Raw genomic sequence first — 23,877 nt, forward strand, 5'->3', positions numbered from 1 at the left:
GATGGTCGCGGTTGGAAAATTCGTGCTTTATGACGGGTTCGTTCCCCCGCTTGAAGCCGGGGATTACGATCTGGTTGCCCGCCACACGCTCGACTCGCCCGACGTGTCCGGCCTGAATGTCGAGACCCAATCAAGCCGGGTGCGCATCACCTCGCCCCGGTTCAAGCTGCCACCCGATCAGATATTGTCGACCTTTCCGCCCGCGAATTCCGAAGGGGCATATGAAAGCCGCCTGCCGCAGATCGTCATCAAGCGCCGGACGATGCCGTGGGAACGCCGCCCGCTGCGCCCCGGCGACCCGGATGTGCCCCACGCCCCCGAAGAAGCCGCAGATCGCAACACGCCATGGCTGGCGCTGGTGGTGATCGCGGAAGGGGAAGGCGAGATTTCGGTCGAAACCCCGATTGCTGATTGCGTGACGCCGGGCGTTCCGATGACCGGGCCGTCCGACGTGGTCAAAGGGCTGTATCTGGCGGTGCCGGAAACGGTGGTGCGCAAGGTTTTCCCCACGGTCGAGGATCTGCGCCTTCTGGCCCATGTGCGCGAGGTCAGCCTGGCCGACACGGAAAATGCGCTGGGGGATGATGACGGGTTCATGGCAGTGGTCCTGGCCAATCGTCTGCCCCAATTCGACCGGGTGGCGTGCAAACCCGTGCGCTATATGGCATGCCTTTTGAACCTTGAAGGTCAGCTTGACGCACTGCCCGCGCCGACCCCGCCGATCAACACATTTCTGGCAACACAGTTTGTGTTCAACGCCGCCGCAGTCACGCCATCCCAGCCGGTCGATCCGGATTTGCGCTTCATGGGTGCCGAAGTCGACACCGTTTTTGCATCGCCCTTCGCTGGCGGCGAAGTCCCCCGCAGCGGGCCGGGAACCCGCGCAGTCTTGGGCGGCACAACGGCGCGGGTAAATGCGGGAAACCCGACACGTGCAACAGCCGCGACTTCGAGCCGGGCAGCGGAATGGGCGTCCGGTGCCACGACAGCGCGTATTTCGGACATCGCCAGCTCGTCCAATTCAGAGGATGTTGCCTTCGCGGTGCGCGACGCGATGAAAGCAGGTTTCCGCATTCCGTTCGAGGCCTATGTGCTGGAGAAAACATATCGTTTCCCGGTGCTTGCACACTGGAGTTTCACCTGCACCGGTGCCGGGTCGCTTGATACGATCATGCAGGAACTCGACGTAGGGCTCCTAGGCACCTTGCCCGGACCGGACGCCGAACCCCCTCGGCCCGAATGTTTGCCGCCGGTCGGGGGCGATGCGCCACCGCCCGCAGACAAGCCGCGTGTGCCACCCGAAGTCACCGGGACCGGCCATGTCGGGTTGGCGCATAAAACCCGCGAAGGCGAAGATCGCCGCGCGTGGTTCCGTGGCCCCTTCGTGCCCTTTGCCACGCGCAGGCGCCATCATGAAGGCGACCTGCCGGTGCTGGCCCATGTCTCGGACCAGTTGCGCCTGACCATTCCGGATGGCCGTGAAGACCTTTCGCTTGCCATCGCGTTTGAGATCGGGCGCCTTCTGGCGCTGTCGCAACCCTCCTTCGTGGCGGGCCTGATGCGTTGGCGGCGCGAACAGTTTGGGGCCGAACGTGCGCGGCTTCTGAACGGTAATCTGGGCAAGTTCGGTCAGTTCGCTGGAATGCTTGATCTGAGCTTGAACCAGGGTGTCGCGCGCGAGGTTGGCAGGCGGTTTCTGAAGGTCGCGTCAGCCGATCTTGTCGCCAATTTCGGGGATGCTCGTCCGATTGCCGACCCCGGTCGCCCCATTGATCATCTGGCCGCAAATCCGATCACTGATCTGGCCAATGGGTTGGAGATTGATCGACAGGTGCTGACCGAAGCCCAGCGACTGCACGACCCGGCGGTTCTGGACCGCGTTGCGGTTGCCAGAGGTGCTTCGGCCGAGACACTCGACCCCGCGATCATGCAGGCACTGGATGCCGGGCTGGACGAGTCCTTGCGCAGCGTGCTGACCCAAGGCGCGGCGCAGCCCGAGCGCGACCTGCGACGGTCGTCGGAACAAGACCAAGACGCCTTGGATGTGCTGATCCAGCGCCAGACCGAACGTCGCAAGAAGGAGTTGGACTAATGGCCAAAGCAACTTTGACTGCCGAAGTCGTAATGAACGAAGCCGTTGCCGCCATCGACGGCGTTCTGGCGGCAACGGATGTCGATGACTTCACAGATGACGACAAGATCACACCACGCGAGGTTCGGCAGTTCCTGGCGCGCCTGCGGCTTCTGGAAGGTGTGCCGTTTTCCAACATCGTGGCAGACAGTGCGCTGCTTCCCATTGAATCTATACGATTTTTCTATGTCGATCGGGGCTGGACCGATGCGCTGACCCAAGGCGCATTGTCCGTTGGCACGGTCAACACGGGGGACCGCGCACAGCTTGACCGGCTGTATGGCGCGATCGAAGATGAGATCGACAGCGAAGAACGCCTTGTGCGTCTGCCGGGCGGCGAAGAACGTCAGGCTGGTCGCGCGGGGTTAATGACCGGTTTCCTGCTGCGGTCGCGCGCCGTGTCGGGCTGGCCGGGCCTGCATGTGCGGGCCTATGCGCGTGAACCAGATGGCAATGACGAAGAGATATTGCCCGAATCCCACCCCGACCGGTTGAAGCTTCTGCGGCTGGAACGGCTAGCCCCTGCGGTGATGCTGGCGCTGTTCGACGGGATGCCCGAGGTCGTGCACATCGAAGAGCCCAAGCGCGGGCTGCAATTCGGGGTTTCCCTGACCGAGACGGCGTCCAACACCTATTCTGCGTCGATCCCGGCGCGCAATGTGCAAACAGCCAATTACGTCGACGAAAACGGTGCCGAGGTTGAAACCATGGCCGAGGCCAAGCGCCTTCCTGTGCGTTTCCGACCCGGTAGCCCCGGTGTGCTGGATCTTGCCAACACGGGCCGTGCGTTTCTTGACGATGATAGCCTAGGCATGGGGTCCACGCTGGATGGTGCCGAGTTTGCCTTGCAGATGATCCGTTTCCCCTATCGACAGGTCTTTGGCGATCCGCAGGTGACATCGGATTTCGATATTGCAGCTGTATTCCGCCCGACCTTGTCGAAAGAGGTGGGGGCGCTAACGACCGATTTTGAAAGGGTGTTCGATGCCGATTGAACTTGACCCGCAATTTCTGAACACCGCGATCACGTCGCCTCGTTGGTCGGTGATTGCGCGCACCGGGCTTGGGGTGGATGATTTCGCAACCTGGGATCCGAAGATCATTCGCAAGCCGCGCCTGATCGTCCCGATTGATGTGCAGGCGCTTTATGTCGAAGAGGGATCGACCGAAGCGTTTGTGCGGTTGCCGGGTGCCATTTCCACTCCGGATGGCGATCCGCCGGAACCATCGCCCGCGCCGCTTGCCCCCGGTGCGTCGCGCCCCTCGGGGGTGCATCTGCATTGGGCGATGCCCGACGCGGTGATGAATGGCGAGATGCAGGATGTTGAAGGGGATGGTCTGGGCCTTGCGCCCCTTCCGAACCGTTGGCTGGTGATGAGACTTCTGGCCCCAGAAGGGGCCGAGCGGATGGCGGTGACGGGTTGGGTGATCGAAGCCGATACAACACGCGTCATTGCTTTGAAGGACTGGAAGGAAGATACCCCAGAAGGAAGCGCCCCGACGGGAAAGACGCTTAAGGGTCGGGATTTGAATGCCGGAGCTGGTGGCAGTCTTGCCTGGACCGCCAGCTATGACGCGACGCTCAATCGTTTCGCCTTTCACGATCCGTTGACCGATATTGCCGAGGTCGCGTCGCAAGGTGTGTTCAGTGATGTGGCAACCTATCTGATCGCCGGATGGTGGAGCCGTGCGGCAGAAGACCCGTTGGATGCGGCGCGCACCGCGTCGGGCTTTGCCAGTGTGACCGAGGAACTGGGCTGGCGGGTCAACGCTGACACCAGTGGGCAGACCGCAGTAACAGAACAGGCGATGCTGTATCAGGCAGAGCTGGCGACTTTTGGTGTCGAAAGCGCAAGCCGGTTCGCGCTGATAGATACCGGTTCGCTGGCAAGCTCAACTGCATTGTCAGGCGCTCAGGGGGCCGAGGTGTTTCTGCCCGAAGGCGGGCGGTTCGTCGCAGTAGAACCAAAACACATCTATTCCACGTTGCTGAACGGGATCGTTCACGGCGTGCCGGTGGCAGGTCGGGTGCCCGCCGACCAACGCCCGGACCCCCGAAGGGTTCGTGCAGCACTTGGCCCGCAGGTCGAAGACAGCATTGCCGCACTGACTGCCGCCGCGATGGAGGGTGATGATCTTGATGCGCGCGCCGAGACCGAGCGCCTGATCGCAGCGTTGACCAATGATCAGGTTGCGAAACTGGGCGAAAGAAATGGCGCTGTCGAGATCGAAGAGCGCGAACATGCCGCCCGGTTCGAGGCTGAACGCGGGCGGGACTATTCCATAGAAAAGATCATTGATCGCGGTGGGCCGGAAAACCTGATCGCAGGGCGCGCGGCACGCAATCGCGCGGGAACCACCGAACGTCAACAAACCGAGCGTACCCTCGCCACTGATCTTACATGGTCCGCAACGAAACCCGGCGTTGTCGGCGTGGTGCCCGAGCATCTCGGCTTCACTTCGAATTATTTCGAACGTGAAGGCCGCCCGCAGGCCGAACCGAAAGTGCGCAGTGTGCGCCGCCCCGGCCCGCGTTATTTCCGGGCGTTGGAACCCGTTGTGGCGATCCGCGACGCAAAACGCTCGCGCCGCCATCAGGAGGACGGCGTGGCCTCGCCCGACGGGACACTGACCTGCCGTTGGCCCAGCCAGATCCCGATTGTCATTCCCGGCGGTATCTCGGGCCGTCAGCATTTGGAGCCCTTCCCCCATGGGGCGCTGCCCGATGAGGTGGTTCGGCTGGCCCAGAACGCGGTAATCACCGACCCGTTCACCACACCTTGGCTGGCCCAGCAGGCCGCACCCACAAGCCCGTTTCCGCAAAGCGTTCTGGCCGCGCGGCTGCGGGGCGAGGTGGCGCTGCGCTATTCGCGCGATGGTGTCTATGACGGCACCGTGCCGGGGTTCACCGTGCAGGCAAAGCGCGGCGAGGCATCCGTGCCTGGCCCGATGGAGGCCGCCCTGGGCGATCAGCTGCGCCGCCATTCGCTGCTGGATGGGGTGGATGCCGCACCCTTGGGTGTCACCGTTTGGGCGCAGCCCTGGTCGCCGATCTGGCTGGAATGGGAGGTCGAACTGGATCTGACAGACCGGCTGACCGGCTGGGCGCTGGGGCAGGTCGATTACGATGCTACCCCGCCGCCGGGCGGTGCCACGCGGGTCATGTCGGGCCGCAGCCCAATCAATAATGGTGCCGCCGAAAGCCTGACGGCCACTGTGACGAACTGGATGATTGCCGAAGACCTGCGCGATGCCGAGGACGAAGGCCAGCTTGATGAAGACGGCGAAAAAGAGGTTCGGGCGGTCTATAAGCACCTGACGAATGCGGATGTGATCTCGGCGACGCTGAGCGGGGTTCACGAGGCTTTGCTGGGTCTGCCCGAGGCACCGGACGGGCAGGTTGAGGCGCCAGATGAAAAGATCGCGCCGACTGACCTGCCGCAGCTTCTGTTCTCGGGCCGGATGCGGGTCAGGGCGGCGCGGCTGGTCGATGCCTTTGGCCGGGTTCTGGATCTTGAACCGGGCAAGGTAGTGCATCCCGCGGCCCTGATTGCGCCGGGGGCAGGGCTGGAACTGCCGCCCCGCCTGACGCGGCCCGCACGGATCGCGTTCCGGCTGGCTGACCCCGCCGATGGGGCCGCGCTGCCGCGCGAAGCGACGATCAACCAGGAACGCCCCGACCTGATGGTCAATCCGGTCGCGGGTTTCCTGCTGCCTGACCTGATCGACGAAGCATTGGAGGTCTTCGACGTCGCGGGCAACCCCTTGGGACAGTTGCAGCACGAACCCATTGGCGGTGGTGTCGTCTGGGAAATCGCGCCGGGCCGGGAAGGGCCGGCAGATGCCGGGCCGCTATATGATCTGCCGCCCTCTGCTCAGCCATTGGGTCGTTTTGCCGCCGCGATGATCGAGGCGGACGCACGCACGCGAGGCGGCACGGCACTAAGCGCAAAGCGGGAAACCGCGTTGTCGGCCTTCCTGCGCGCGGTTGATACGACTCTTTGGTCGATCGACACGTTCGCCTCGCTCGGAACGCCGCATATTGCGGGGCTGGTGGGGCGTCCGATGGCGGTGGTGCGGGCGACGATCAGGATGCAGATTTACGATGATCTTGACCTTCTGGACCTGTCCGCCCCCGGTGCCCGCGCCGCGCGCAAGGCGGTCTATGACGATCTGGCCGACCGCGCATTCCGCGCGCGCCTTGGGGAATTCACCCGTGATGATGACGGGGTCTATGGTTATTTCATCAATGACGACTACCGGCGCTTTCACGTGGTCGACAAGATCGTCAAGACCCGCGCCTTGGAAAGCGGGCGGCGGCGCGGGCATTTCGCCGCCCTTGGGGGTGCGCGCATTCCCCAGCCGGACCCGATCGACCACCCCTATCTGGTGGGCGAGGACGAATTTCCCATTCATCTGGGCGAGGTGATCCGCCTGACGATCCTGATGCACCCTGCGGGCAAGGTGCATCTGACCTCGGGCATTCTGCCGCGCAAGTCCTTGCAACTGGCGCGGGATTGGGTGGATGCCGGGCTTGGCCGGATGGCGCCCTCGGCCCGGATCGGTCCGGTGTTGATCGACCCCGACAAGGTGCGCCTGCCGAAGATCGCCAGTTTCGGAGAGGATCAGATCTGGACGCGACGCGACACGCCCTTTTTGTGGAAGGATGACCCCATTCTGGCCGCCACCCAAGCCGCGATACTGCCAGATGCGCCCGCCGCGATTGAAGAGGGATATGTGCGCATTGCAACCGCGCCCATCCCCGGCACGGAAGGGGAGGGAAGCTGATGCGATACAACTGGCCTGGCCGTGGACGTGCTGGCATTGATTTTGCCGCCCAGCGTCATGATTTCAACGCCTTTACAGACATTCACGCCCCAGAGGGCTTGTTTGATGAGATCTTTGGCAGTCGGGCGGATTACCTGCGCGTTCTGGAAGACCTTGGCGCCTTCACCGACGCCAATCGCTGGATCCCGATCGGACCGACAGGCATGATCAACGGGCAGGCGACTGGCAACCCGGTGGTGGCTGGGCGAGTGCGTGATCTGAAGGTTGCGCCGGATGGCAGTCGTGCCTATGCGGGGGCGGCCAATGGCGGGGTTTGGGTGACGCTGGATGCCGGACAAAGCTGGTCGCCGCTTGGCAGTTGGGGGGTAAACCCCAGCGCGGCTTCGGGCACCGGTGGACGTGTGCAATCCCTGACCATCGGCGCGCTGGATGTCGAGTTCGGCGCGACACCGGATGACGACGTTGTCTATGCGGCGACGGGCGAGCTGAAGGCCGTCATAGGGCGCACCCACGCGGATGATCACGCGGGCATCGGGATATTGCGGCTTGACGGCGCGCTGTCCAGCGCGCTGGGAAGCGTGGGGTCGATCCCGTGGCTGCGCGAAGGGACGGCGATGCGCGGAGCGGGGATTTTCCGGCTGACCCACGAGCCGGGTGTGCCGTTGTCTTTTGATCCAACGGGCAGCAACGTGATGATCGCGGCGGCCTCTTCCGGGCTTTACTTTCGTGATGGTCCCTTTGTGGCGGATGCCGCCTGGACCCGGATCGAGCGTGCGCCCTTTAACTTTGATGCAGATACCTGGCCCCATGTCTCAGACGTGCTGTGGACCAATGCGACCCCGAAACGCATCTATGCCGCTCTGACGCATAATGAAAGCGGCAAAACGGCGGTGTATGTCACCGAAGGCGGACCAGATAGCAATTACAGCAAGATCACTCTGAACGGCGTTCGGCGCACGGCGCGGCTGAGTCTGGCGGTCGCGCCCTCCAACCCCGAAGTGGTCTATGTGCTTGGCACCGGGGCGCACAATCGGGCGCGGCTGTGGCGGATCGAAGGCACCGGCCCGGCCCGTGTGGTCGACGACGTCCCGCCGGGCCTTTTTGGCAAGCCAAAGATGGATGGCACGACCGTGAAGGTGGACGGCAATTCGTCGCATCACAACAATTCGGTCGCGGTCGATCCAACCAATGAAAACATCGTCTATGTGGCCGGGTCGACGATCCGGGTCAGCAATGTCTCGAACGCCAATATGCACCGGCTGACCGTCAGCGGCACCCATGCGGCGAATGACTTTAGCACCGATTTCAACACCGCAAACAACCTTGCGGCCCAGACCGATCCCACCTTTTTCGGCAACATGGCCCATGCCGATGTTCACGCCATCCGGCCGATCGCTGGCGAAGTCTGGATTGGCTGCGATGGCGGGGTTTTCGTGGATCGCGGTGCCGGGATGGTGTCGTTGAATTACGGGCTTGCGATCTCGGAACCCGGCTTTCTGGCCTGTCACCCCGAATTGCCCGGTGCGCTGATTGCAGGCACACAAGACAATGGCCGGATCGAACGGGTCGGTGGGACGCTGTGGCGGCTGTGGCGCAAGGGTGATGGCGGTGGTGTTGCGTATCACACATCCAATTCTGCCTATTATTTGGGCCAATATATCAAAGCCACGTGGCGTGAGAACGGAGGACGGTTCACGCGGCCCGTCTTTCGCACCAATGTTGGGGCGGGCTCGTCGCCCCCTGAAAGCGAAACCAAGGAAGACGATGCCTCTCTTTTCTACAGCGGGATTGCTGCCGTGGCAGGTGAGGCGGATGAAACCCGCATTGCCATTGGAACGACACGGGTCTGGTTTTCGCCTGACTGGAACCCGGAAAATGCGGACAACACCTGGATGACCCTGCCGAAAGGCGAGGACGCCCGCACACCCGGATCGGAAAACGATGGGCAGGACAAGTTTGGCGATAACGAAATGGCGGTAACGCTTCGCTGGGCGCAACGTGGCGACGCCACCAACGACTTTGACGGCGCGCGGCTTCTGGTTTTGACCAACAAGAATATCTTCCAATACAGCTATGCGGCGGACGAGGACGAATGGACCCGCCACCGCTTCACCGAGAGGAAGATGAAGGACCGCATTCGCAAGAATGAGGATATCGAGACAGGCCCGTCGCAGAAACTGCCCTATATCGGCAAATGGACCGATGTTTTTCCCCACGACCGGACGCGCGGCAGTCATGGCTCGTTCTATGTGACCACAACCTCCAAATCGAAAATGACGGATACCGGCGCGGTGGGCGAAGCCGACCGGATGGACACGCTGTGGTGGTTCGATGGCGAAGAGACATGGCACCCGACCGGATTGCGCAATCAGGGTCTTGATCCGGTGGCCGGGACCTCGGGCACCAAGGCACCGCAGTTTGCCGTTGTTGTCCATCCTGACGATCCGAATATCGTTTTTGTCGGCGGCAGCGCGGGCGTTTGGCGCGGGGTGCTGAGCTTTTCGGGCACCACGCCAAGCTGGACATGGACCGGAGAAATCAACGGGTTGCCACAGGCGATCGTGCAGGATCTGGTGATTTTCCGCGAGGGCGATCTGAGGCTTTTGCGCGCTGCGCTTGAAAGCCGGGGAATGTGGGAGCTGAACATCTCGGACACGCCGACATCCGTTGGCAACACCTATCTGCGGGTCACAAATCTTGATACGCGGCAGGCCGATATTGATGCCGCACCGATTGATCCGTTAAGCACCACCACCCCGCCTGCGACGTTCACGCTGGATATGAGTCCCGATATCTACGTGCATGGCTCGGCCGGTCCACCGCCATGGGGTTCTGGCGTTCTGCCCAACGAAGCGCAGCTTTACGATCGGACCGAGCTGTATCGCCACCCGACCATGATCCCGCTTCGTCGTCCCCCCGGCACTTATCCGGCATTTGTTATGGTGCATCACCGGGATACAGATGCGCTGGCGGGCAATCAGGTGACGGTTGTCCTGTTACGTCTTGCGAACGCGCCTGCTGATCTGACAACGGTGGCGATTGATACACCCTGGCGACAGGCGGTCCTGGCTTTGATGGATGGGTCTTCAAGCACGCCTCCCGCTGGCTGGGATTTGGCCGAACCGGGTGCGCCACGTCGGAACCTGAGCGATCCGATTGAAGCCCGTGTCCCACGCGCGGTGGAGTTTTCGGCCGATCTCTCTCATCCGGTGACGGATGCCTCGGGAACCGATGACGAATTGCTGGTCGCCATTGCAGGATCGACACGCGATCCGGTGACCCTTGTTCAACTCAATCGCAATAATTTGGCCATGCTTATCCGACGAAGCCGCCACGTCGCGGCCCGAAGGTTCCGCCGCCGCAGTTGATGGCGGTTCTTTTTGGACCCGCGCTTACACTCGTTTGTCACTTGGCTATCGAGCTCGGCGTTCTTAAACGCAATTGCAACGGACTGGAACGATTGGATCAATCAGGCCGCAAGCACCATATCGGCCAAACAATCCGTCACGTTGTATCCCTGCGCACGCTCCATACGCTGCAGCGCCAACAATGTGGCAAGTGAGCCGGTGATTTCAAACAAGACCGTGGCCGCGATGGTCGGTGTCATGATCGTTGTCGCCCGGTGCGGAAAGGTTTCCGCGGCTGTGAATGATAGTTGAACAGCGCTGCTGACTGGAAATTTCTTCCGAAATCTGCATCCTGTTAGGAAATTGGTCGGGGGGTCGTCATGCGTTATCTTACTGCTTTATTCCTGTGTGTTGGTCTTGCGCTTCCAGCAATGGCACAGGATCGTGCCTCGACCGTGCTTGTTCTGGATGGGTCCGGGTCGATGTGGGGGCAGATTGACGGGACCGCCAAGATCACCATCGCGCAGGATGTGATCGACGATCTTTTGCAAACGCTTCCAACGGATCAGGCCCTTGGTTTGACGGTGTATGGACATCGCCGCAAAGGCGATTGCTCGGACATCGAAACGCTGGTGGCACCGGGATCCGAAACCAAAGCGGCAATATCAACCGCTGTGAATGCCATCAAACCCAAGGGGAAGACCCCTATGACCGATGCGGTCATCGCTGCCGCTCAATCCCTTCGCTATACCGAGGAAAAAGCGACCGTGATTCTTGTCTCGGACGGGATCGAAACCTGTAACCCGGACCCGTGTGCCGCCGCCCGCGCGCTTGAGGAAGCAGGCGTGGATTTCACCGCCCACGTGATCGGTTTTGACATCAATGACCCGGAAGCCATGGCGCAGATGCAATGTCTGGCAGCAGAAACCGGCGGCACGTTCCGGTCGGCCGCCGATGCACGAGAGCTTGGGGCCGCGCTGGTCGAAGTTGCCTCGGCTCCCGAACCCCAGCCCGAGCCGGTGACCATTTCGTTCCGGGCAACTCTGGGCAAAGGCGGTCCGGTGATCGGTGACGGCTTGGTCTGGGGATTTACACCTGAAGGCACAGGCGATCAGACAGCACCGACCGGCACCACACAACTTGACCTGCTGCCAGGAGACTACGCCGTTTCCGTTCTGCGGCTTGAAGATGAAGCGACCGCCGAAGCAGAATTCAAGGTGTCCGGGCAGGCCAAAATGGTCACGCTTGTATTGCCAGAGATCGCCTATCACGCGTCACTTGAAGCAGTCGATACTGCCCCCATCGGATCGACGATCGAGGTCACTTGGGATGCCGAGATCGGCAAGAATGACTACGTGACGATCGTGCCGCCGGACGCAGACCCCGGCACCTACCGCAACTATACCTATATCTCGAAGGGCAATCCCTTGCCCCTGACAATGCCGCTGACACCCGGCACTTATGAACTACGATACATCCGCAGTGGCACAGGCAAACCCGAGGTCACTGCCACCCGCCCCATGGTCGTCACAGACCTGACCGTCACACTGGACGCCGTTGAAGAAATCGGGGCCGGGGCAGTGCTTGATGTCGGATGGGATGGGCCGGGATACAAGAACGACTATATCGCGATCACGGCACCTGACGCCGATGACAATGCATACGAAAACTATGCCTATACCAATCGTGGCAATCCTGCCGAGGTCACAAGCCCGATCGAGCCGGGCACCTATGAGCTTCGTTATGTCGCCCAAGGAAATCCGCCGCGGGTATTGGCCCGCCGGACCGTGAATGTTCTGGCCGTGACTGCATCGCTGACCGCCCCGGAGGAAGTGGTTGCCGGGGCTGCTGTGGACGTCGAATGGGTAGGGCCGGACAACAAGAATGACTATATCTCGGTTGCGGCACCTGATCAAAACCCCAACAAATATGTCAACTATGCCTATGCGAACCGGGGCAATCCCGTGTCTGTAACGATGCCGCTTGATCCCGGCACCTACGAGCTGCGCTATGTCGCTCATGGCAACCCTGCCAAGATCATCGCGGCCCGACCCATCACCGTTATTGCGGCGCGGGTCACGCTTGAGGCACAGACGGAAGCGGTTGCCGGGTCGCAGGTTGATGTCACGTGGGATGGACCAGACAACAAAAACGACTACATCTCGGTGGCATCAGCCGACCAGCCACCAAACAAATACGTCGCCTATGCTTATACCCAGCGGGGCAATCCGGCATCGGTCAAGATGCCGCTTGAACCCGGCACTTACGACCTTCGCTATATCGCCCATGGCAATCCAGCGAAGGTGTTGGCCACGCGCGAGATCACCATCGTTGCGGCTCAGGTTGCGCTTGATGCTGCCGATACTGCTGAAGCTGGGGCGACAATAGATGTCACGTGGGAAGGGCCGGACAACAAGAACGACTATGTCTCGGTGGCGGCACCGGATCAGCCGGTCAACAAGTATACGTCTTACGCCTATACCAGCCGTGGCAATCCATCGAAGATCAAACTGCCGCTTGAACCCGGCACGTATCAGCTGCGATACATCGCGCAAGGCAACCCGCAGCGTATTCTTGCCACGCGGGATGTTAGCATCGTGGCTGCCACTGTGGCGCTCGATGCGCCAGAAACGGCGGTTTTGGGCACAGAGGTTGATGTGTCCTTCGTCGGACCGGCCAACAAGAACGATTATGTTTCGGTGGCGGCCATTGGGTCAGAACCGGGCGAATACCTGCATTATCAGTATGCGAGCCGCAGTAATCCGGTTCGACTGAAGGTTCCGGTTGAAACCGGGACTTATCTGATCCGCTATGTTGCCCACGGAAACCCGAAAAAGGTATTGGCGCGCCGTATGTTGAAAGTCGTCGAGGCCAGCGCGGCAGTTACCGAAGAGGCTGTTCTTGAGGCCGCAGACAGCGGCACGGCCGGCGCGCAGATCGAGGTTTTCTGGGTCGGGCCGGAGGGTGAGGGCGATCTGATTGCTCTCAAGAAGATCGGGTCAGATGCCGTCGAAGCCTCGGTGGCGACGGCCACTGGTAATCCGGCAGTGCTACAATTACCCGATGAGCCGGGCGATTACATGCTGCATTACCTGTCTGGTCAGGGCCAGACATCAATCGGAAGACGCCCTCTCACCGTGAACTGAAGCCAAAAGGCCATACCGGAGGCGGCGTGTGAAGCGTGGTTCAGGCCGCAGCTACCAGAAACAGGCAACCCGTGCCCAGCGTGTGGTGACGGTGTTGAAATCATTGCCTGACGGGAAGGGCGGTGGGTTCGAGGCGAGTTTCATTTCCCCCTCAGGACAGGCTTGAATCGCGTCTAGACGGCTTGCTGCTTCGATGAGCCGCGTGCAGAGCCGCGCGCCGTCCAAGACTCGGTTCCTGACGCCTTCAATCTGCAACTGGCTTAACGACAAGGTGGGCCGCAGAAAAAAGTTCATTGTTCAGTATCTGTCGTGCGCGACCTGCTGATTTTCGACAACCAGTAAAAGGTTGTTTTAAAACAGCGATATAACTGCTCTATCCCGCAACGCATTCAAATTAATGAATTTTTCTGTCAAGCGAAGGCATGGGCAAATCGTCGAATTCCTTGATCCAAGTCAATAAGTCGCACCCTTGCCAAGTCTAAACAGGAATCCAAAGCCAGCAAATTGCGAGCGGTTGATATGTCTGCATCCCCCACCAGGCGTGCCTTTTTGAAAGGCAAAGTTCAGGAGGTTCCGCGCCAGCGCCCTCCTGGTGCAGGTTCGGAGGCAGAGTTTTACGACGCCTGCACCCAGTGCGGCGAATGTGCTGCGGCCTGCCCCGAAGGTATCATCATGAAAGATGCGGGCGAGCGCCCGTTTCTCGATTTCAACGCTGGTGCATGCACCTTCTGCCATGCCTGTACGGATGCCTGCGACTTTGGCGCGCTATCACCGGACAACGAATGGCTGTGGCGTGGGAATGTTGGCAACAGTTGTCTGTCGATGAACGGCGTTAATTGCCGCACATGCGAAGATCACTGTGATCAGCGCGCCATCAGGTTTCAACTGCAAACGGGCGGTCGCGCCCAACCGATGTTGGACGAAGACCTGTGCAATGGTTGCGGCGGCTGTTCGATGGCCTGCCCCGTTGGTGCCATCTCGTTCAAGAAAATCAAACCAGAAACGGAGGCCCGCGCATGCTGAATATTTGCGGATGCCTTGTGCATACAATGCCGGAAATGACCGCTCAGGTCATATCGGCCATTGGCGCCACCCAAGGTGGTGAAGTGCATGCCCACGAAGACGGTCGCATCGTCGTGACCGTTGAAGACACGCCAGACATGCGTGCATCCGACCAGATCATGGAGATGCACCAGATCCCCGGCGTTTTGACGATAACCCTGACGTATCACCATTTCGAAGAGCTCGATGGCGAACCTGCCGCAGCCTCGACAACCAAACACCAATAACGGGAGACCTAACATGTCCATGACTTCATCCCGCCGATCCTTTCTAAAGGCCAGCGCCGCCGCCGCGACCGCTTCGGCCGCCGGCATCACCCTTCCCAATGGGGCACTTGCGCAACCGAAAAGCCCCGACATTCGTTGGGACAAGGCCGCATGCCGCTTCTGTGGCACGGGCTGCTCGGTGCTTGTGGGCGTCAAGGATGGCCGCGTCGTAGCCACGCAAGGCGACCCGGAGGCTCCGGTGAACCGCGGGCTGAACTGCATCAAGGGGTATTTCCTGTCCAAAATCATGTATGGCGCCGACCGTCTGACCACGCCGCTTCTGCGCAAGACAAACGGAGTCTACGACAAGAATGGCGACTTTGAGCCGGTCAGCTGGGATGAAGCCTTCGACGTGATGGCCGAGAAGTGGAAAGCCACGATCAAGGAAAAAGGCCCGACTGCCGTGTCCATGTTCGGTTCTGGCCAGTGGACCGTTTGGGAAGGCTATGCCGCCGCCAAGCTGATGAAGGCCGGGTTCCGGTCAAACAACATCGACCCGAACGCGCGGCATTGCATGGCGTCTGCCGTAGCAGGTTTCATTCGCACCTTCGGCATCGACGAGCCGATGGGCTGCTATGACGACCTTGAGCACGCGGATACCTTCGTGCTGTGGGGGTCGAACATGGCCGAGATGCACCCGATCCTGTGGTCGCGTCTGACCGACACCCGCCTGACCAAACCGGGGGCCGAGGTGCATGTGCTGTCCACCTTCGAACACCGCTCGTTCGAACTGGCCGACAACGGCATGATCTTCACGCCGCAAACCGACCTTGCGATCCTGAACTACATCGCCAACTACATCATCCAGAATGATGCGGTGAACTGGGACTTCGTCGAGAAGAACACTCACTTCAAGCGCACCAATACCGATATCGGTTACGGGCTGCGTCCCGAGCACGCTCTGGAACAAGCCGCAGAGAATCCAGCCCATGATGGGGCACATGGCAAGCTTTCGGACATGACGTTCGAAGAATACAAGGAAGCCGTGGCCCCTTACACCGCCGAATATGTGTCCGAGCTGTCGGGTGTGCCGGTGGCTTCTCTGGAACGTCTGGCGCAGCAATATGCAGACCCCAACCGCAAGGTGATGAGCTTGTGGACCATGGGGTTCAACCAGCACACACGCGGGTCGTGGGTGAACTCGCTCATGTATAACGTGCACCTGTTGGTCGGCAAGATTTCGGAGCCCGGCAACTCACCCTTCTCGCTGACAGGACAACCGTCCGCCTGTGGCACGGCACGCGAGGTTGGCACCTTTGCCCACCGTCTGCCCGCCGACATGGTGGTCGCAAACGAAGCGCATCGCGACATTTGCGAAACCGCATGGGGCATCCCGAAAGGCACCATTCCCGGTAAGCCGGGCTTCCACGCCGTATTGATGCACCGCAAGCTGAAAGATGGCGATCTGAACTGCCATTGGGTGCAGTGCACCAACAACATGCAGGCCGCACCGAACATGAATGAAGAAGGTCTGCCGGGCTATCGCAACCCTGACAACTTCATCACCGTGTCCGATCCCTATCCGACCGTCACTGCCCTGTCGGCTGACCTGATCCTGCCCACCGCGATGTGGGTCGAGAAGGAGGGCGCCTACGGCAACGCAGAACGCCGCACCCAGTTCTGGCGCCAGCAGGTATCTGCCCCTGGCGAGGCAAAATCGGATGTCTGGCAGGTGATGGAATTCTCGAAACGCTTCACCACGGACGAGGTATGGCCCGCCGAGCTTCTGGACACCATGCCCGAGCTGAAAGGCAAGACTTTGTTCGAGGTGCTTTACGAGAATGGCAAGGTTAACAAATTCCCCGTCTCGGAAGTGGCCGAAGGGTTCGACAACCACGAAAGCGATCATTTTGGTTTCTACGTGCAGAAAGGTCTGTTCGAAGAATATGCCGAATTTGGTCGCGGCCATGCTCACGACTTGGCGGATTTCGACACCTACCACCAGGCGCGCGGTTTGCGCTGGCCGGTGGTAGACGGCAAGGAAACGCTTTACCGCTTCCGCGAAGGCTATGACCCTTACGTGAAAGAAGGCGAGGGTGTGAGGTTCTATGGCAAGCCTGATGGTAAAGCCTTCATCATCTTTGCGCCCTACGAACCCGCCGCCGAAGAACCGGACGAGGAATACAACCTCTGGTTCGTGACCGGTCGTGTATTGGAACACTGGCACTCGGGCTCGATGACGCGCCGCGTGCCCGAGCTTCACCGCTCGTTCCCGTCGGCCGTGGTGTTCATGCACCCGGATGACGCCAAGGATCGTGGTCTGAAGCGTGGGCAGGAGATTCAGGTTTCAACCCGCCGTGGAGAGGTTCTGTCGCGCGTCGAAACCCGTGGCCGGAACAAGATGCCCCGTGGTGTCGTGTTCATGCCGTGGTTCGACGAAGGACAGTTGACCAACAAGCTGACGCTGGACGCAACATGCCCGATTTCCAAGGAAACCGATTTCAAGAAATGCGCCTGTAAGGTCGAGCGCGCCTAGGCCCGGTACTGAAGGAAAGAAACACCATGTCCGCCGCCCCAAAACGCAACGCCACGCCGACAAGTCGTCGCCGCTTCCTTCAGGACGCAGCGCGGGCGGCAGGCGCTTGCGCGGTGGCGGGCATGGCGCTTGGCAAACTGGCGACGGATGCGCGGGCGCTGCCCGCACAAGCCATCCGACCGCCGGGTGCCCTGCCGGAAGAGGATTTTCTGGCGGCCTGCATTCGCTGTGGGCTTTGCGTGCGGGATTGTCCCTATGATACGCTGAAGCTGGCCGAGTTGGGGATCGAAGGCCCCGCAACCGGCACACCCTATTTCACCGCCCGCGATATCCCGTGCGAGATGTGTGACGACATCCCATGTGTTGTTGCTTGTCCAACCGGCGCGCTGGATCACGGGCTGACCAATATCGACGACGCCGACATGGGGCTTGCGGTGCTGATCGACGAGGAGCATTGCCTGAATGCGCTCGGTCTGCGCTGCGATGTCTGCTATCGCGTCTGCCCGGTGATTGACAAAGCCATCACGTTGGAGCGTCGTCACAACGAACGCTCTGGCGCGCACGCGATCTTCATGCCCATCGTGCATTCCGATCACTGCACCGGCTGTGGCAAATGCGAGAAATCCTGCGTCCTGCCGGGCGAGGCCGCGATCAAGGTTCTGCCGCGCCGTGTTGCCATGGCCGAGGCTGCAGATCACTACAAGCTGGGGTGGGAAGACCGCAACCCGATGGTGGACGACATCATCGACTTGCCCGATCGCCTGCCCGGACCGGGCACCGACAATCTGGCTGCACCGGGGGGCTATCTGCCCGACGGGATGCCCGATCCGTCGATGGATGGCGGCTTCACCCCCTCCTTCGAACTTCCCGGCACAGGGGGGGCAGGGCAATGAGCGAGAAGACCGCCCTTCCCGTCGGTCAAGAGGCCATTCGCGACAAAGGCTGGTGGATGGCCCATCGGTTCCTGATCCTGCGCCGTGTGGCTCAGGCGTTTTTCCTTGGTCTGTTCCTGCTGGGCCCGTGGTTCGGCATCTGGTGGGTGAAAGGCAATCTGGCCGGATCGCTGACATTCGATGTTCTACCGCTGACCGATCCGTTCGTTTTGGTGCAGGGGCTGGTGGCCCAACACTGGCCCGAAATGACCGCCATCATCGGCGCGCTGATCGTAGGGGTGGTTTATGCCCTGATCGGGGGTCGCGTCTATTGCAGCTGGGTTTGTCCGATCAACCCCGTCACCGATGCTGCCCATTGGTTGCATGACCGCCTTGGTCTGGCCAAGGGCTGGCAGCCCAAACGCGGCACCCGGTATTGGGTGTTGGGAATGGTGCTGGTCGTGTCCGCCCTGACCGGCACGATCGCGTGGGAGTTCGTGAACCCGATCTCGATGTTGCACCGTGGCCTGATCTTTGGGATGGGTTTCGCCTGGACCTTCGTGCTGGCTGTGTTTCTGTTCGACCTTGTGGTGTCGCGCCGGGGATGGTGTGGACATCTCTGCCCGGTCGGGGCCTTCTACGGCCTGCTCGGTCATGGCTCGATCCTGCGGGTCAGCGCGGTCAAACGTTCTGAATGCGACGACTGCATGGATTGCTTCGCAGTCTGCCCCGAAATGCATGTTATCACCCCCGCGCTTCGCGGCGCGGATGAGGACACGCCGATCATCCTGTCGCCCGATTGCTCCAATTGCGGTCGCTGCGTGGATGTCTGCGCGCCCGATGTTTTCAAGTTCACGACCCGGTTCGATACGACCCCCGCGCCAGCCCGCGCGGTCCGCCGGAACAAACAACGTCAACCCGAGGCCAGTCGCGCGGCCTGAGACACAAAAATACGGGAGATGCCCAAATGAATAAGAACTTTTTGATCAGCGCCATCGTTGCCCCGACGCTTCTGGCGACCGTTGCCTTCGCGCAAAGCACAGGAGGCGTCAGCACTCTGCGCGGGGCCGACGTGTCCGATCCCGTTGCGGTCGAAGATGTGTTTCACCAGAAGGAAACCCGGTTTGCGCGCAACTATCGCCAGCAACCCCCCTTGGTGCCCCACTCGATCGACCAATATCAGATCGACCTGAAAGCCAACCGCTGCCTGTCTTGCCATGACTGGACCGTGGCTGGCGAGCGTCGGGCACCGACATTGTCGATGACCCATTATCTGGATCGCGAAGGCAACCAGCTTGATACCGTCGCCGGAACCCGCTGGTTCTGCAACCAGTGCCACGTGCCGCAGGCAGATGCGCCCGCACTTGTCGACAACACGTTCGCGCCGTCGAACTAGGGCTGGACGGACAAGGGAAAGGATAAGGGACATGTCGAAAGCAAACCCCGGTTTCATCCGCCGAACGTGGCGCAAATTCTGGTCGCCTGCGGGGGCGATCTCGCTTGGTATCATCCTGATTGTCGGCTTCGGCGCCGGGGTCGTTTTCTGGGGTGGTTTCCACTGGGCGCTTGAGATGACCAACACCGAAAAATTCTGCATCTCGTGTCACGAGATGGAGGATAACGTTTATGCCGAGTATCAGGGCTCGGTGCATCAGAACAACAGTTCGGGCGTGCGGGCGACCTGCCCGGATTGTCACGTGCCCAAGGATTGGGGGCCGAAGATCGTGCGTAAGATTCAAGCCTCGAAAGAGCTGTATGGACACTTCATCACACGCTCGATCTGGACGCGCGAGAAGTTCGAAGATCATCGTATTGACATGGCCGCCCGTGAATGGCGCCGGATGAAATCGACGGATTCCAAGGAATGCCGTAACTGCCACAGCTTCGACTTCATGGACTTCACGCAGCAGGAAAACCGCGCCGCCGACAACCACCAGATCGCGCTGGACGAAGGCAAGACCTGTATCGACTGCCACCAAGGCATCGCACATGAACTGCCCGAAAACTGGCAAGCGCGCTATGAGGAAATGTCGGATCAGCTTGCGGCTGGGGGCAATCTGACCCTGCCAAGCGGTCGTGTCGTGGCCGACGCGAAAGAAGAACTAAATGGGTATCTGTCAGGGTCGTCCAACTGATTTCGAAACACCCGGGAAACAAAACGGCGCGCTGAGGTCAGCGCGCCGTTTCTTCTTTGTGTGCTGGCCCGATCAGTTCAGGGCCGCATCTGTAATGACGCTGGTCCATGCCCCTTCAGGCTCTTTCGTGATCACGGGATCGGATCCGCCGGACAACAGCGTCTCGACCGTCCGCTCATACGCGGCGGGGTCAAGGGCACCGTTTGACCCTGCGGTCAGTTTGGCGATCTCGCCCATCATGCGGACCTGGTGCTTTTCGGTCTGCGCGCCGGTTTCGTCATATTCAAGTACGATCATCGCGGCGTCTTCCGGGTTTTCTTCGGCCCATTTCCACCCTTTCATCGACGCGCGCACAAAGCGTTCCATCTTGTTGGCGAAGGCTTCGTCGCTCAGATTTTCTTCCATCACGTAAAGACCATCTTCAAGCGTTGCGACGCCCTGATCTTCATATTTGAAGGTGATCAGCTCTTCCGGCGTCACACCAGCGTCGATCACTTGCCAGTATTCGTTATAGGTCATGGTCGAAATGCAATCGGCCTGACGCTGCAACAGCGGATCGACGTTGAAGCCCTGTTTCAGAACCTCGACCCCGGTTTCGCTGGCCCCGTCGGTCGACAAGCCCATCTTGGACATCCAGCTCATGAACGGAAACTCGTTGCCGAAAAACCAGACTCCAAGCGTGCGGTTGGCCAGATCATCCGGGCTTGCGATACCGACGTCGCCCCAGCAGGTCAGCATCATGCCAGACGATGCGAAGGGCTGTGCGATATTGACCAATGGCAGGCCTTTTTCGCGTGCGGCAAGGGCGGCGGGCATCCATTCGACAATAACGTCAGCGCCGCCGCCAGCAATCACTTGCGTAGGGGCAATGTCGGGCCCGCCCGGAAGGACGGTGACGTTAAGGTCTTCTTCGGCATAGAAGCCCTGATCCAGCGCGACGTAATACCCGGCGAACTGGGATTGCGTGACCCATTTCAACTGCAAGGTCACATCATCCGCCGCCATCGCGGTACCTGATGTGACAGCCAGGGCCATGGCCCCGATCACTGAATTGAATTTCATCATTTTCTCCTTGTTGAACTTAGTTTGTTATTATTTTGCTCAGCCTCGTTGGGATGGGTGCCAGAATGTCACCTTCTTTTCGAACCATGCAACCACACCATAGAAAAGCGTGCCTGCCAATGCCGCGACGACGATCTCGGCCCAGACAAGGTCAATCGACAGGCTGCCGACCCCGGTCGAAATGCGAAACCCCATGCCGCGTGTGGGTGATCCGAAATATTCAGCCACGATTGCGCCGATCAGGGCGAGCGTGGCGCCGACTTTCAAACCGTTGAAGATAAATGGCATGGCGGCGGGAATGCGCAGTTTCCACAGGGTTTTGAAATACCCTGCGGCATAGGTTTTCATCAGGTCCCGCAGCATGGCATCCGTTTCGCGCAACCCCTGTACCGTATTCACGAGCACGGGGAAAAACACCATGACGACCACTACGGCGGCTTTTGAATGCCAATCAAATCCGAACCAGCTGACCAGGATTGGTGCGACACCAACAATAGGGAGGGCGGCGACAAAATTTCCGATCGGAAGAAGCCCGCGGGTCAGAAACGGTGATCGGTCGATCAGGATGGCAACCACGAAAGCCGCCGCGGCGCCGATAAAATACCCTCGCAACGCGCCTTTCAGGACGGTTTGCGTGAAATCCTCCCACAGCATGTCGGTCGATCTGGCAAACGTGTCGGCAACCGCAGAGGGGGCGGGCAGAATGGCGGCCGAGACATTGAACGTGTGGACCAGCGCCTCCCAAGCGACGACCAGCGTGAGGCCGAAGATGACCGGAACAACGAAGCGCACCAGCGTGGTGTCGGACCATTTCGACCGAACCATTGCGACATTCGCGGCCCAAGCCGCCAGCCAGAAGATAATGGCAATGATCAACCAATTCATGACCGCATCCCCATCCGTCGCAAAAGCACCTGCTGTGTGCGGTCAAGAAGGGTGACAAGCACCCCTGCCAGGATTGCCGCTGCAAACAGGGCCGCCCAGATCGCCAGCGGCGTGCCGAACTGGTCGCCGATCAGAATACGTGCTCCAAGGCCGCTGATTGCGCCTGTGGGAAGCTCGCCCACGATGGCACCGACCAGTGCTGCCGCAATGCCGATCTTGAGCGAAGTAAACAGATAAGGCAGAGAGGCAGGCACCCTCAGTTTCAGGAACCGCTGCACGCCCGAGGCGCTATAGGTTTTCAACAGATCCAATTGCTCGCTGGTTGGTGATCGCAACCCTTTGACCATCCCGACCAGCACCGGGAAAAAGCATAGATAGGATGAGATCAACGCCTTGGGAAAGCCGCGCCCCTCGATCCCTACCTGTGATGACAGGACGATGATCATCGGGGCCAGTGCCACAATAGGGATGGCCTGTGAAATGATGGCCCACGGCATCACCGACATTTCGATCACGCGGGACTGTACAATGGCGACGGCACCGATGATCCCGATGGTCGTGCCCAGCAAGAAACCCCAAAACGTCGATTGCAGCGTAATCCAACCATGATAGATCAACGACCGCTTCGACCATGTGCGACCTTTCAGAACCATGGCCCCGGTGGTTTTCCACAATTCCTGTGCGACCTGTTTTGGCGTGGGCAGTCGCGGTCGTTCAAGATTATACCCTTCCGAGATGTAATCACGGTTTTTCGCCATCAACACCCAGTTCGACATTTCGCGCCGCTCGACCGCCGAAGGGGGGTCAATGGCCCCGCCCGCGCGCTCGGCCTGATCCAGGGCAACACGAATGTTCATCGGGGCGACCGCCAGATACCAGGTGACGACAATTGCAGCCAACACGGTCAATACGGAAAGCGCGGTCTTAGTCATAAGAATGCCCCGCGCGCAGCCCTTCACGCACCCGATGGGCCACGTCCAAGAATGCCTGCGTGTCACGAATGTCCAGCGGCCGATCCACTGGCAACGGGTTCTCGATCACGTCAGAGATACGACCTGGACGAGGTGACATAACCACGATCTTGGTCGACAGATAGACGGCTTCGGGGATCGAGTGGGTGACGAAGGCAATCGTTTTCTGAGTTTTGGCCCACAACTTCAAAAGCTGTTCGTTCAGGTGGTCCCGCACAATCTCGTCTAGTGCGCCGAAGGGCTCGTCCATCAACAGAATGTCAGCATCGAAGGCAAGCGCCCGCGCGATCGAGGCACGTTGCTGCATTCCGCCAGACAGCTGCCACGGGAATTTCTTGTCAAAACCGTCCAGCTCGACCAGCTCCAACACACGCTTGATGCGCGCGTCCTGATCGGCTTTCGGGTAACCCATGATCTCAAGCGGCAGACGGATGTTTTTGCCGATGGTGCGCCACGGATAAAGCCCTGCATGTTGAAAGACATAGCCATAGGCGCGCGACTTGCGCGCCTCGCGCGCAGATACGCCATTGACCGTGATCGACCCGCCAGTGGGTTGTTCCAGATCGGCCATGCAGCGCAGGAAGGTGGTCTTGCCACATCCTGACGGACCGATGAAGCTGACGAAATCGCCCTTGTTGATGTCAAGCGACACGTCCTTCAACGCATGCACCGGCCCGTCATTGGTCTGAAAGGTCAGAGAGAGGTTCTCTGCCTTGATTGCCGTCTCTCGCGTCAC

At 60.3% G+C, this 23,877-nt stretch carries 17 protein-coding genes; 12 read left to right on the forward strand and 5 right to left on the reverse strand.

Annotated elements, in window-relative coordinates; genetic code table 11:
- Position 1: 1 nt before the first annotated feature.
- From J3R80_RS10715 to J3R80_RS10730, 4 genes are read left to right on the forward strand one after another with little or no spacing between them, the layout of a single operon-like run.
- Entirely contained in the window at positions 2 to 2,092 is a 2,091-nt protein-coding gene (locus tag J3R80_RS10715; RefSeq protein ID WP_275393768.1) for a hypothetical protein, read from the forward strand.
- Positions 2,092 to 3,126 (forward strand): hypothetical protein, encoded by a 1,035-nt coding sequence (locus J3R80_RS10720; RefSeq protein ID WP_275393769.1) that lies wholly within the window; start codon positions 2,092 to 2,094, stop codon positions 3,124 to 3,126. The genes J3R80_RS10715 and J3R80_RS10720 overlap by 1 nt, the downstream gene beginning before the upstream one ends.
- Positions 3,116 to 6,919 (forward strand): hypothetical protein, encoded by a 3,804-nt coding sequence (locus J3R80_RS10725; RefSeq protein ID WP_275393770.1) that lies wholly within the window; start codon positions 3,116 to 3,118, stop codon positions 6,917 to 6,919. The genes J3R80_RS10720 and J3R80_RS10725 overlap by 11 nt, the downstream gene beginning before the upstream one ends.
- Positions 6,919 to 10,287, forward strand: a complete 3,369-nt coding sequence (locus tag J3R80_RS10730) for a hypothetical protein (RefSeq protein ID WP_275393771.1) — start codon at positions 6,919 to 6,921, stop codon at positions 10,285 to 10,287. Before J3R80_RS10725 ends, J3R80_RS10730 begins: the two co-directional genes overlap by 1 nt.
- Positions 10,288 to 10,388: 101 nt before the next feature.
- On the opposite strand, the gene J3R80_RS10735 is transcribed toward J3R80_RS10730, so the two are convergent.
- Entirely contained in the window at positions 10,389 to 10,526 is a 138-nt protein-coding gene (locus J3R80_RS10735) for a hypothetical protein (RefSeq protein ID WP_275393772.1), read from the reverse strand.
- 120 nt (positions 10,527 to 10,646) lie between these two features.
- On the opposite strand from J3R80_RS10735, the gene J3R80_RS10740 reads away from it, so the two are divergent.
- The 8 genes from J3R80_RS10740 (at position 10,647) to J3R80_RS10775 (ending at position 20,223) form a co-directional block, all read left to right on the forward strand.
- On the forward strand, positions 10,647 to 13,412 hold the full coding sequence (locus tag J3R80_RS10740; RefSeq protein WP_275393773.1) for a VWA domain-containing protein: 2,766 nt from the start codon (positions 10,647 to 10,649) through the stop codon (positions 13,410 to 13,412).
- Between the two features lie 504 nt (positions 13,413 to 13,916).
- Positions 13,917 to 14,435 (forward strand): ferredoxin-type protein NapF, encoded by a 519-nt coding sequence (gene napF / locus J3R80_RS10745; protein ID WP_275393774.1) that lies wholly within the window; start codon positions 13,917 to 13,919, stop codon positions 14,433 to 14,435.
- On the forward strand, positions 14,429 to 14,701 hold the full coding sequence (locus J3R80_RS10750; protein ID WP_275393775.1) for a chaperone NapD: 273 nt from the start codon (positions 14,429 to 14,431) through the stop codon (positions 14,699 to 14,701). Before napF ends, J3R80_RS10750 begins: the two co-directional genes overlap by 7 nt.
- A 19-nt stretch (positions 14,702 to 14,720) precedes the next feature.
- Positions 14,721 to 17,216, forward strand: a complete 2,496-nt coding sequence (gene napA, locus J3R80_RS10755; RefSeq protein WP_275393927.1) for a nitrate reductase catalytic subunit NapA — start codon at positions 14,721 to 14,723, stop codon at positions 17,214 to 17,216.
- A gap of 26 nt (positions 17,217 to 17,242) precedes the next feature.
- Positions 17,243 to 18,109, forward strand: a complete 867-nt coding sequence (gene napG / locus J3R80_RS10760) for a ferredoxin-type protein NapG (protein WP_275393776.1) — start codon at positions 17,243 to 17,245, stop codon at positions 18,107 to 18,109.
- Positions 18,106 to 19,029 (forward strand): quinol dehydrogenase ferredoxin subunit NapH, encoded by a 924-nt coding sequence (napH, locus tag J3R80_RS10765; RefSeq protein ID WP_275393777.1) that lies wholly within the window; start codon positions 18,106 to 18,108, stop codon positions 19,027 to 19,029. The genes napG and napH overlap by 4 nt, the downstream gene beginning before the upstream one ends.
- A 26-nt stretch (positions 19,030 to 19,055) precedes the next feature.
- Positions 19,056 to 19,484 (forward strand): nitrate reductase cytochrome c-type subunit, encoded by a 429-nt coding sequence (locus J3R80_RS10770; RefSeq protein WP_275393778.1) that lies wholly within the window; start codon positions 19,056 to 19,058, stop codon positions 19,482 to 19,484.
- 31 nt (positions 19,485 to 19,515) lie between these two features.
- Entirely contained in the window at positions 19,516 to 20,223 is a 708-nt protein-coding gene (locus J3R80_RS10775; protein ID WP_275393779.1) for a NapC/NirT family cytochrome c, read from the forward strand.
- A 72-nt stretch (positions 20,224 to 20,295) separates the two neighbouring features.
- Here the strand turns inward: J3R80_RS10775 and J3R80_RS10780 are convergent, their stop codons facing one another.
- From J3R80_RS10780 to J3R80_RS10795, 4 genes are read right to left on the reverse strand one after another with little or no spacing between them, the layout of a single operon-like run.
- Complete coding sequence (locus tag J3R80_RS10780) at positions 20,296 to 21,285, reverse strand: ABC transporter substrate-binding protein (RefSeq protein ID WP_275393780.1); 990 nt, start codon at positions 21,283 to 21,285, stop codon at positions 20,296 to 20,298.
- A 39-nt stretch (positions 21,286 to 21,324) separates the two neighbouring features.
- Complete coding sequence (locus tag J3R80_RS10785) at positions 21,325 to 22,170, reverse strand: ABC transporter permease (protein WP_275393781.1); 846 nt, start codon at positions 22,168 to 22,170, stop codon at positions 21,325 to 21,327.
- On the reverse strand, positions 22,167 to 23,102 hold the full coding sequence (locus J3R80_RS10790; protein ID WP_275393782.1) for an ABC transporter permease subunit: 936 nt from the start codon (positions 23,100 to 23,102) through the stop codon (positions 22,167 to 22,169). Before J3R80_RS10790 ends, J3R80_RS10785 begins: the two co-directional genes overlap by 4 nt.
- The gene (locus J3R80_RS10795) at positions 23,095 to 23,877 is read right to left on the reverse strand and encodes an ABC transporter ATP-binding protein (RefSeq protein ID WP_275393783.1); all 783 of its coding nucleotides are present in this window, start codon (positions 23,875 to 23,877) and stop codon (positions 23,095 to 23,097) included. The genes J3R80_RS10790 and J3R80_RS10795 overlap by 8 nt, the downstream gene beginning before the upstream one ends.

Source organism: Aliiroseovarius sp. Z3, assembly GCF_029105185.1.
Taxonomy (GTDB): domain Bacteria; phylum Pseudomonadota; class Alphaproteobacteria; order Rhodobacterales; family Rhodobacteraceae; genus Aliiroseovarius.